The sequence below is a fragment of the Synechococcus sp. BA-120 BA3 genome, from assembly GCF_034931285.1.
GTDB lineage: Bacteria > Cyanobacteriota > Cyanobacteriia > PCC-6307 > Cyanobiaceae > Cyanobium.
Genome location: NZ_JAYGHZ010000316.1, coordinates 1 through 7633, shown reverse-complemented (window position 1 = coordinate 7633; position 7633 = coordinate 1). Strand labels below are relative to the sequence as shown.

At 71.0% G+C, this 7633-nt stretch carries 7 protein-coding genes; all 7 read right to left on the bottom strand.

Features of this window, described 5'->3' with window-relative positions; all coding sequences use genetic code 11:
* The coding region (asnB, locus tag VB737_RS13095) for an asparagine synthase (glutamine-hydrolyzing) (protein WP_500313586.1) at positions 1 to 1241 on the bottom strand (1241 nt) is incomplete at its 3' end.
* A gap of 5 nt (positions 1242 to 1246) precedes the next feature.
* Complete coding sequence (locus VB737_RS13090) at positions 1247 to 2407, bottom strand: glycosyltransferase (protein ID WP_500313585.1); 1161 nt, start codon at positions 2405 to 2407, stop codon at positions 1247 to 1249.
* A gap of 56 nt (positions 2408 to 2463) precedes the next feature.
* On the bottom strand, positions 2464 to 3567 hold the full coding sequence (locus tag VB737_RS13085; RefSeq protein ID WP_500313583.1) for a GDP-mannose 4,6-dehydratase: 1104 nt from the start codon (positions 3565 to 3567) through the stop codon (positions 2464 to 2466).
* Between the two features lie 37 nt (positions 3568 to 3604).
* Positions 3605 to 4408 (bottom strand): glycosyltransferase family 2 protein, encoded by an 804-nt coding sequence (locus VB737_RS13080; protein WP_500313581.1) that lies wholly within the window; start codon positions 4406 to 4408, stop codon positions 3605 to 3607.
* On the bottom strand, positions 4405 to 5862 hold the full coding sequence (locus tag VB737_RS13075; RefSeq protein ID WP_500313579.1) for a hypothetical protein: 1458 nt from the start codon (positions 5860 to 5862) through the stop codon (positions 4405 to 4407). Before VB737_RS13075 ends, VB737_RS13080 begins: the two co-directional genes overlap by 4 nt.
* Entirely contained in the window at positions 5859 to 7037 is a 1179-nt protein-coding gene (locus tag VB737_RS13070) for a glycosyltransferase (RefSeq protein WP_500313577.1), read from the bottom strand. Before VB737_RS13070 ends, VB737_RS13075 begins: the two co-directional genes overlap by 4 nt.
* On the bottom strand, positions 7034 to 7633 hold a 600-nt coding region (locus tag VB737_RS13065), incomplete at its 5' end, for a glycosyltransferase family protein (protein ID WP_500313575.1). The genes VB737_RS13070 and VB737_RS13065, both read right to left, overlap by 4 nt.

Sequence of the window (7633 nt, the reverse complement as noted above, 5' to 3'; positions counted from 1 at the left end):
GCGATGCGCTGCAGCCTGGCCCGACGCCCCTGGGGCAGCCGCTGCAGCAGCCACGCCGCCGGGGGTCCGGCGGGGCCGATCAGGCGCCGCCAGCGCCGCAGCTTCGGCACCATCCGGAAGCTGGGGTAGCCACCGAACAGCTCATCGCCGCCGAGCCCGGAGAGGGCCACCTTCAGCCCGTGCTCCGTGGCCAGCCGGGCCACGCACCAGGTGTTGTAGCCGTCGATGGAGGGCTGGTCCTGGCTGGCCAGGAAGGCCGGCAGCCACTGGCGGGCCTGGTCCGCCGTGAGGTTCAGGGGCGTGTGATGGGCGCCGAAGTGGGCGGCGATGCGGGCCGCCGGCCCGGATTCATCGAAGCTGCCGGCGCCGGGCGTGCCGAAGCCGATGGTGAAGGTGTGCAGGCCCCGGGGGGCCAGCGCCAGCAGCGAGGCGGAATCGAGCCCGGCGCTGAGGAACAGCCCCACCGGCACATCGCTGACCATGTGGGCCGCCACCGAATCCTCGAGGGCCGAGCGGGTGAGGGCCACCGCTTCGGCCGCTGTCATCGCTCCGGCGCCGGTGGCGCCCACGAGGCTCTCCGGCAGGGCTCCCCAGGGCTGCAGCGTCAGCCGACCCTGGCGCCAGCTGGCGGCGTGGCCGCAGGGGAGACGCTGCACCCCTGCCACCAGGGTGTCGGGCTCGCTCACCGATCCGGTGGCCAGGTAGCGCCCCAGGGCCTGGTGATTCAGGCTCGGTGCTTTGCCGTCGGCCGCCAGCAGGGCCCGCAGCTCCGACGCGAAGGCAAGGCTGCCGCCCGGGCCGCTGCGCAGGTAGAGGGGCTTGATGCCGTGGGGATCGCGAGCCAGCAGGGCGCTGCGCTCCTGGGTGTCGTAGAGGCAGAAGGCGAACATGCCCCGCAGCGCCCCCAGCCCGTCCAGGCCCCGGCTCACCAGCCAGGCCAGCAGCACCTCCGTGTCGCCGCTGCCCCGGAAGTGCTGCCCCTCCGCCTCGAGCCGGCGGCGCAGCTCGGCATGGTTGTAGATCTCGCCGTTGAACACCAGCTGCCAGCGGCCGCAGGCGGAGGCCATCGGCTGGTGGCCCAGGGGCGAGAGATCCAGGATCGCCAGGCGCCGGTGCACCAGGCAGGCCCTCGCGTCCTGCCAGACGCCGGCGTCATCCGGGCCCCTGTGGGCGAGGCGCGGGCCGACCCTGGCGGCGAAGTCGCCCGGGTCCCTGCCCAGCTGGCCCGCGATGCCGCACATCGGCCCTAGGCCTCCCGCAGGGAGGGAATCCTGCCGGGGGGGGCGATCGCCTCCAGGTGGGCCCGGAAGGTGCGCCGGGCCGCCTGGGGGCTCGCCTGCTCCCGCACCCACGTGAGCGCGCCGGCGGACAGACGCTCACGCCCGTGCCGGTCGGCGCTGATCGTTGCGATCGCCGCCGCCATGGCGGCGGGATCGCTGGCCACCAGCTGGCCGGTGATCCCGTCGATCACGTAGTCCTCCGGGCCGCCGCAGCGGGTGCTCACGACCGGAACGCCGCAGGCCATGGCCTCCAGGGCCGCGATGCACAGCCCTTCCTGGTGGGAGGGGATCACGAACAGATCCAGGGTCTGCAGCACCTCAGCCAGGGCGGCGGGGGCCAGGCAGGGGAGGCAGCGGACCCGGTCGGCCAGTCCCATCGCCACCAGGGGGCCGCGCAGGCGATCGACGTCCTGTTCGCCGGCCAGCACGAGCTCGACCGGGTGCCCGGCGGCGACAAGGCGGGCCACGGCCTCCAGCAGCAGGGTGATGTGCTTGCGCGGATCGCCGTAGCGCCCGGCGAAGCCGATGCGCCAGGGCACCAGCCGCTCCGGGGCGGGACGGAAGACGGCGGGATTCACCGGCATCCGCATCACCCCGTCCATGGGGCGATGGGCTAGCGCCTCCAGGGCCCTCGCCGTGTAGCCGCTCAACGCCAGGATCCGCCCCCGGGGAGCCCGCAGCACCTGGCGCTCCAGCCGCTGCAGCACCGGTCCGTTGAGCATCCGGTCGAGCAGCCGTCGGGGCCGGGAAAACCCCCGGACGCGGTCGACACGATCCTCCTTCCAGGGGGTGGCCACCCAGGCCAGGAACGGAATCCCCAGGCGGGCGAAGGGGACGGCGCAGAGGGGATTGCCCGTCACCGACAGGTGCAGGTCGCAGCCGGCCACGAGTTCCCGCCAGGCCCGCCGCGGCAGGTAATGGGTGAACTCCAGCTCCGGCAGCCAGGCCCCCAGGCCATGGCCCCCATGGTCGCCGTAGACGCGGCGCTGCATCTGGCCAGGCTTCCGGCCGCTGGGGAGCGCATGCAGCGGCACCGACAGGCGCGGATGGGTGCTCCAGGGGGCGTACCAGGCGAAGACGGGCTCGATGTCGAGCTCCTCAAGCATCCGGGTGACCGCGGTGGTCATGGCGGGCACGCCCCCGTCGACCGGTTCGATGGTGCTGACCAGGGCCCGAGGCCGCCTCATTGCCTGAGCCAGCCGAACAGATCGCGGTTGTCGCGGACCCAGCGGATCAGGTGGCGCACGCCGGCATCGACGCTGATCTGCGGTGCCCAGCCCAGCTGCTCGGCGGCCTTGGAGACGTCGCAGATGAACACCGGCTGGTCGCCGGGCCGGGACTGGCCGCTGAGGGGCGAGAGCGTGATGGCCAGCTCCTCCTCCAGGAAGCGCAGCAGATCCCGCAGGCAGAGGGTGTTGACGGGGCCGCCGCCGATGTTGAAGGCCTGGCCGCTGATGCGGTCGCGGCTGTGCCAGGCCGCCTCGTAGGCCCGGGCCAGGTCGCGCACATCGAGCACGTCCCGGGTCTGCCAGCCGTCGCCGTAAAGGGTGATCGGCCGCTCCAGCAGGGCGGCGATGCTGAACCAGGCCACCCAGCCCTGGTCCTCGATGCCGAACTGGCGAGTGCCGTAGATGCAGGACTGGCGGAAGGCGCAGGTGTGCAGGTCGTAGATGCGGGCGTAATCGATCGTGTACTGGTCGGCGACCCCCTTGGAGCAGCCGTAGGGGGAGTGGAAATCGAGGGGCTGGCTTTCCGGCACGCCGGAGGGGAGATCGCGGAAGCGATAGCCGTGGGGGGTCATCTCCACCGGCACCGATTCCATGCCGCCGTAGACCTTGTTGGTGGAGGCATAGAGCACGAAGCTCTCAGGCGATTGGAGCCGCAACGCCTCCATCACGTTGAACGTGCCCAGGGCGTTGATCTCGAAATCCTCCCGGGGGTTGGTGTAGGAGGTGGTGACCGCCACCTGGGCCGCCAGGTGCAGCAGCATGGACGGACGGACGGCGGCCACCACCTCGGCGAGGGCGTCGGCCTGGCGGATGTCGACCCGGTGGAAGGCGATGGCGGGATGCTGATCGAGCAGCCAGCGGAGGTTGTCCTCGGTGCCCCGGCGGGAGAGGTTGTCGAGGATCGCCACCTCCCACCCCAGGGAGGCGAAGTGCTGGGCGGCGTTGACGCCGATGAAACCGGCGCCGCCGGTGATCAGGATCGAGGGCATCGAGAAGAGCGAGACGGGGGAATCGACGGGTGACTCGAAGCGGGCAGACCGGCGGTCAGGGCGGACCATAGGGCAACCTCCAGATCCTGCAGGCTCCTGTGGGCATTCAAGGGGGAGTCGCGAGGCTGCAGCGGTCCTCCAGGAGCATCAGATGGAGCAGCAGTTCGGCATACATGCGTTGCTGGGCGTAGGCCCAGCCGCGCCAGCCCTCCAGCACCCCCCCCTTCCAGACCAGGCAGAACAGCAGGGCCGCATAGGGGGCCAGGGGCGTGTGCTTGCGCAGCCGATCCGCCAGGGACAGCTGGCTGGTGGGGGTGGTCCGCAGCTTGGCTGCCTCGATCGCCAGGTAGGAGCCCTGGGAGGCCAGCCAGCGCTGCAGGGGTTTGCGGTCGTCATGGAAGATCGGCTGCCGCAGCCGTCCCACGGGTCCTGACAGGACGATGCGGTGGCCGTGGCCGTCGTTGCGGTAGCGGCCCAGGCCACGGCGATAGAGGCTGGTGCGCGGGGGCAGCATGCCGCTGCGCAGGGGCCGACCGCCGATGCAGTAACGGAACGGGATCGCAAAGCCGGCCATCACGGTGGCGGCCGGATCCCTGATCACCGCCTGGATTTCGGCGGCGAGCGGCGGCGGGATCAGGTAGTCCGCATCCAGGCTCAGCACCCAGGGGGAGGCGATCTGGTCGAGGCCGAAGTTGCACTGGTCGGCGAAGCTGTCGAACGGCCGATGCAGCACCCGCACCGACGCATGGCTGGCGAGGATCGCGAGGGTGGCGTCGCTGCTGCCGCTGTCGATCACCAGGATGGAGTCCAGCCAGCCGAGGTGGTCGAGGGTGCGGCCGATGTTGGCTTCTTCGTTGTGGGTCAGGATCAGGGCGGTGAGGAGCGCTCCAGGGGGCTCGTTCCGATTCATGCCTGGGGCTGGGAGTGCTGCTCCAGGACGAGCTGGCGCTGGTGCTGCTGCTCCTGCCAGAGCGTCCACTGCTCCTGCTGCTGGGACACCAGGGTGGGGATGGCCAGGAAGGAACCCAGGCAAAGGCTCATCAGGATCAGCACGAAAGGGTCGCCGTAGAGCTGGGCCGCCGAGAAGAAGGCCGGCACGTTGGCGAGGGCGAAGGACATCAGCCCCATCAGCAGGGCGGAGGTGGACTGGGGTAGCTGCTTCAGCAGGCGGAAGTTGCGCAGCAGCACCAGGGCCAGCAGCACGAGGATCACGCCGAGCACAACGATGCCCGGGATGCCCAGTTCGAGGATGAGGCGGCCGCCGCCCCCTTCGGAGACGAAGGCCACACTCTGGATGGCATCGCGGGCCGCATTGCGGATCAGGCCGCCCGTGCTGGCGCCCGCTCCCACGCCCATGCCGATGCCGTCGGAGATCTCGATGGCACGCAGGGTGGCGCCGATGCCCTGGGAATCGAAGCGTTCGACCAGGTCCTGCTGGATGGTCAGGGAGCGGTTGGTGTACTCGCCGAAGTTCTCGCCCAGATTCTCCGAGAGGATGAAGGCATAGAGGGGATAGGCGATCCCGGCTACCCCGAGCACGCTTGAAATCACACGCTCCTTGGAAGCGGGGCTGGCCCGGCGGCTGAAAAGCAGTAGATAGATCGCTACGAAGGCCAGGATCAGCACCTGGGCCTTGCGCCGGCCGGTGAGGATGGTCAGGAAGGCGAAGCCGACCGCCAGCAGCAACAGCCCGAACTGGTTGGTGGGTTTCTGGCTGGCGATGCCCATCGACGCCGCGATGCAGGCCGCCGCCGACAGCTGCCAGGAGGCGATCTCACTGGTGCGCCAGAAGCCGGAGGCCCCCTGGGCGGAGAAGCCGTGGCGGAAGGTGATCAACAGGCCCTCACCCACCTCCTGGAGGGTGGGATGGTCGACCCCCTGGAAGCTGAGATAGACGGTGAAAGCAATCACCGTCGACCCGATCAGGTAGAGGGTCAGCAGCCGCTTGAGGAACGGCAGGGAGCAGCCCACCTGGAAGCCCACCCAGAGACCGAAGGCCGGGGCCAGGTAGAAGGCGGCGCCGATGGCGGTGAGGCGGATGTCGGAGAAGCGGGCGAAGCTGTTGAGGCTCTGCAGCGCGATCAGGGTGAAGTAGATGGTCACCCAGCCGTCGAACTGCGGCACGGTCCAGAACATGGCCCGCAGATTGAAACGGCCCGCCCGCTCAAGCAGCACCATGCCGCAGAGGGCAAAGCCGATCAGCACCAGGCCGACCATGTAGCCGGGCTGGTCCGGGGTGATCTTGCGCAGGGGATCCTGCACGAAGCCGAGCAGCAGGGTGACCATCAGGCCGGCCCGCCAGTCGCCGTCGAGGAGCACGGCGGCGAGGGCGCCGAAGATCACGATCAGCAGCAGGATGGTCATCGGCCGGCGGGAGAGGTCAGCAGCTGGCGGTAAGCGTCTCGCAACTGGAGGGCGATCGTGCTCCAGGAAAAGTCCATCTGAGCCAGGTTAAGGGCGGACGCCCGCATTGACAGGGATGGCCGCTCCAGGGCCTGGCCGAGAGCCAGGGTGAGGGCTTCGGGGTCGCTGCCGCAGACCAGGCCGGCCCCGCAGCGCTCTACGTCGGCGGCGACGGCCACCTCGGGCGAGAGGATCACCGGGGTGCCGGCGGCCAGCGCTTCAACGGCCGCGATGCCGAAGTTCTCCGCCGCCGACGGCAGCACATACCAGTCGGCCGCCTGCAGCAGCTGCCATTTGGCCTCCCCCTCCACGAATCCGAGCCAGCGGCAGCGGCTTCCGAGGCCCAGCCGCCGGCTGCGCTCCTGCAGGCCGGCGACGTACCGGGGCTCCCCCTCGCCGGCGATCGCCAGCTCCCAGGGGGCGTCGGGCCGGAGCCGCTGCAGGAGGGCCAGGGCGTCCAGCAGGTTCTCCAGGCGCTTCTTGGGGTGCAGCCGCGACAGGAACAGAAAGCGGACCGGTGCGGCGCCGTCCCGGCCGCCCGCCGCAGCGGCCGCCGGTTCGGGGCCGCGCACCCCCAGAGGGAGCACCAGGCTGGGGGGCGCCAGGCCGAGGGCGGCGGCCTCATCCCGTTCGGCGACGGTGGTGAAGTGCAGGGCGGCCGCCCGCTGCAGGTTGCGCCGTTCGATCAGGCGCAGCATCAGGCGTTTGCGGCCGCGGCTCTGGGCGAGGCTCCACGGGCTCAGCTGGCCGATGCTGCGCAGGATGTAGGGAACGCCGGCCCAGCGCGCCTGGGCCATGGCCGTGGTGGAGGGGTAGGAGAACAGGGCATGGATGTGGAGCAGGTCGTAGTCCTTCAGGTGGCGGGCCAGCCAGAAGCTCAGCCCGGGACTGATGGCGAACTCCCGCAGGGCGGCGACGGGAGGACTCCAGCGGGGAAAGGCCAGCACCGGCACCCCCTGGTGCTGCTGCCAGCGGCCGGTGACCAGATCGGGGTGCAGGCCAGGGCCATGGTCGTTGGTGGTGAGGATGGCGGCGTCCACCTCCTGGAGCCGCAGGGCCGCCACCATCTCGATCACGGCCCGGCTGGGGCCGCCCCGCAGCGGGCTGATCGAGGGGATGACATGCAGAACCCTCATGGCGCCGGACGGTCCGCCAGGAAGCCGTCGAAGGCCTCCCCCCAGGCCGCGGCCACCGCCGGGGCGGCATAGGCGGCGATGGCGTCACGGTTGTGGCGATGGCGCTCCCGGAACCAGCCGGCCCGCTGTCGCAGCTCCACCAGGGCGTCGAAGATGGCCGCGCTGCTCTCGATGTCGCAGTAGATCCCCTTCTCCAGCTCCTCGACGATCGCCTGCAGCGGGTTGCCCGCCGGTCCGGCCACCAGCACCGGCGTGGCGTGGGGCAGGTATTCGAAGAACTTCGAGGGCAGGTTGTCGCTGTGGCGGGGGCCGATCAGCACCAGCAGGCCATCGGCCGCCTCCGCCAGCTGGTGGGAGCGCCCGTTGCTCACGGCGGCATGGACCTGCACGACCTGGCGCAGGCGGGGCTCGTTGCGGATGGCCGCCCGCGCCGCTGCGTACAGATAGCCGTAGAGCTGGATGCGCAGCCCACCCTGCTCCTGGGGCCGCCAGCGCCGTACGGCCTCCAGCAGCGGCTCGATCGGCCGCCAGGGGCCCAGGTTGCCGGGGTGGAACAGGGTCAGGGCCGCGCCGGCGGACGCGGCAGTGGGCGGTGG